Source organism: Arenimonas sp., from assembly GCF_019459675.1.
Classification (GTDB): Bacteria; Pseudomonadota; Gammaproteobacteria; order Xanthomonadales; family Xanthomonadaceae; genus Arenimonas.
Window position 1 is genome coordinate 1 of record NZ_JAIBFH010000146.1, and the last position, 2,779, is coordinate 2,779.

The following is a 2,779-nucleotide window of genomic DNA, read 5'->3' on the forward strand; positions in this document are numbered from 1 at the left end:
GGCGCCCACGCCCGCCGCCGCCGCCGCATGCGCGCGCGGCGAACTCACCGTTGACGACAGCGCCCCCGCGCCCCTGCCGATCGGTGCGCCCGGGCGGCCGGCGCGCCCGGAGCTGGTGTCTCCGCGCGACCTGTCGCAGCGCGGGCTGGGGCGCGTGGAGGGACGCGCCGCCTTCCTGCATGCGGTGGCCCACATCGAGTTCAACGCGGTGAACCTGGCCTGGGACGCGGCGTATCGTTTCCGCGGCATGCCCAGGCAGTTCTATGCCGATTGGGTGCAGGTGGCCGACGACGAGGCGCGGCACCACGCCCTGCTCAGTGCGCGGCTGCAGCAGATCGGCTTCGCCTACGGCGATTTCCCCGCGCACAACGGCCTGTGGGAAATGGCCGAAGCCACCGCCGGCAGCTGCCTGCGGCGCATGGCGCTGGTGCCCCGCGTGCTGGAAGCGCGCGGCCTGGACGTGACGCCGGGCATGATCTTGCGCCTGCGCCACAGCGGCGACGACGCGTCAGCCGACATCCTGGAAGTGATCCTGCGCGAGGAAGTGGCGCACGTGGGCTTCGGCACGCGCTGGTTCCACTGGTGCTGCGAGCGCGAGGGCCTGGCGCCCGGGCGCGAGTTCATCCGCCTGGTGCGCGAAGTGAGCCGCGGCGTGCTGCGCGGCCCGTTCAACCGGCCGGCGCGCGCCCAGGCCGGCTTCGATGATTTCGAGATGGCCGAACTCGAAGCGATGGAGCCCGCCCGATGAAACGATGGACGCTTGCCCTGCTGGTGGCCCTGGCGGCCTGCCAGCCCGCCGAGGTGGACCCGGCGTTCGACGAGGCCAGCGGCGCCGAGCTGCTGGCCGTGTACGAAGCCGCGCGCGCCGACGGCGACTTCGAGATTGCCGAGGCGCGTGGCGACGAACTGCGCCAGCGCCACGGGGAAACGCAGGCCGCGGCGACGATGCGCCGGAGCATCGACGATGTCCGCGCGCAGGCCGAGAAGATGCGCGACAACCGGCGCCTGATCGGCCTGTGGGAATACCAGAAGATTCCGGCCGCCGGCGGCATCCAGAACACGGCGGCGCTCTACAGCCGGGTCGAGGTGGACCCCGAGTCCGAGGTGAAGGCGCAGCCCGATGCCCGCCTGATCCTGCGCCGGCATCCGGAGTGGGGCGAAAGCGCCTACCTAGTGCTGGCCCAGCAGTCGCTGCAGTGCGGGCCACCCTGCGTGATGCAGATCCGCTTCGACGACGGCGAGCCGCAGCGCTACACCGGCGACCCCGCCGACACCGGCACTGGTCCGGCGCTGTTCATCGAGGACCGCGACCGCTTCCTGGCGGCGATGACGGAAGCTGAGCGTGTGCGCATCGAGCTGCCGCGCTCGGGCCACCTGGTGCCGGTGTTCGAGTTCGAAGTCGGCGGTTTCGTCCCGCGGCGCCACCTGCAGGACTAGCCCGGGCGTCTGCTAAAGCTGCGTCAGCGCCAGTCCGTCGGCGTCCAGGCTCAGCACCGAACCCTGTTCGTACCAATCTCCCAACACCACGCGGGTTGCCGGTCGATCGCCAGTCCACAGTGAGTGGATGCCGGGCCGATGTGTGTGGCCATGAATCAGCCGATCAACACCATGGTGCGCCAACGTGCCGGCGACGGTTGCCGGGTTCACGTCCGTAATGGTTTCCGCGACGCCCTGCTGGTGTTCGCGGCTGGCGGCGCGCGCCCGGGCGGCGAAGGCCTGTCGCGCCTCCAGTGGCTGGGCCAGGAACTGCGCCTGCCAGGCCGGGTCGCGCACCTGGCGCCGGAAGTCCTGGTAGGCGGTGTCGTCGCTGCACAGCAGGTCGCCGTGCATCAGCAGCGTCGGCTGCCCGTGCAGGTCCACCACGCAGGGGTCGGGCAGCAGCGTGGCGCCGCAGCGCGCGGCGATGCCGGGCCCGAACAGGAAGTCGCGGTTGCCGCGCATCAGGAACACCGGGACGCCGCTGTCGGCCAGGGCCTTGAGCGCGGCGCATACCGAAGCGCCGGGCTCGCCCGGCTCGTCATCTCCCAACCACGCTTCGAACAGGTCGCCCAGGATGTACAGCGCCTCGGCCTGCCTTGCCGGGCCGGCGAGGAATTCAAGGAACAGCCGGGTGATCGCGGGGCGGGAACTGTCGAGGTGCAGGTCGGAAACGAACAGGATCGTCATGGGGTCGCCGGCTCGCGGGTCTGGAGGCCGTCGGCGGGCGCGGGCAGCGGCTCCAGCACTTCGACGCGTTCGATCACCACCGGCACCACCGGCACCCAGGCCGGAAACGGCCCCTGCGCGCGCGTCGGCACCGCGGCGATGCGATCCACCACGTCCAGGCCCTGCAGCACGCGGCCGAACACCGTGTAGCCAGCGGTGTAGGCGCTGCCCGGATCGGTCTGGTCGAACTTGGGGTTGTCGGCCAGGTTGATGAACAACTGCGCCGTGGCGGAGTCCACCACGCCGCGGTCGCGGGCCGCGGCCAGCGTGCCGCGGCGGTTGGTCAGGCCGTTGCCGGCTTCGCTGGCCACCGGCGCGCGGCTGGGCTTCTGCTGCAGGTCGGACGTGAAGGCGCCACCCTGCACCAGCAGGCCCGGTATCGCGCGGTGGAACGTGGTGCCGTTGTAGTGGCCATCGCGCGCGTAGGCCAGGAAATTCTCGACCATATTGGGCGCGGCGGCGGCGTCCAGCTCGATCACCACTTCGCCCAGCGACGTCACCAGCATCACCCGCGGTGCCGGCGGCGGCGCGGCAGCCGGCGCCAGGTCTTGCGCCGCCACTGGCGCCCCGGCGC

The 2,779-nt window shown here is 71.8% G+C and carries 4 protein-coding genes; 2 read left to right on the forward strand and 2 right to left on the reverse strand.

The window, feature by feature from the left end; genetic code table 11:
- The coding region (locus K0M70_RS05250) for a ferritin-like domain-containing protein (RefSeq protein ID WP_290780226.1) at positions 1–748 on the forward strand (748 nt) is incomplete at its 5' end.
- Positions 745–1,437: a hypothetical protein gene (locus K0M70_RS05255; protein WP_290780229.1), complete on the forward strand. Its 693-nt coding sequence runs from the start codon at positions 745–747 to the stop codon at positions 1,435–1,437. The genes K0M70_RS05250 and K0M70_RS05255, both read left to right, overlap by 4 nt.
- Positions 1,438–1,449: 12 nt before the next feature.
- Here the strand turns inward: K0M70_RS05255 and lpxH are convergent, their stop codons facing one another.
- A complete protein-coding gene (gene lpxH, locus K0M70_RS05260; RefSeq protein ID WP_290780232.1) occupies positions 1,450–2,166 on the reverse strand; it encodes a UDP-2,3-diacylglucosamine diphosphatase in 717 nt (238 codons plus the stop codon).
- Positions 2,163–2,779, reverse strand: a 617-nt coding sequence (locus K0M70_RS05265) for a peptidylprolyl isomerase (protein ID WP_290780235.1), incomplete at its 5' end; no start/stop codon positions are given. The genes K0M70_RS05265 and lpxH, both read right to left, overlap by 4 nt.

Coding starts and splice junctions, on each gene's coding strand:
- K0M70_RS05255 (WP_290780229.1), top strand. CDS start 745: ATGAAACGATGGACGCTTGCCCTGCTGGTGGCCCTGGCGGCCTGCCAG.
- lpxH (WP_290780232.1), bottom strand. CDS start 2,166: ATGACGATCCTGTTCGTTTCCGACCTGCACCTCGACAGTTCCCGCCCC.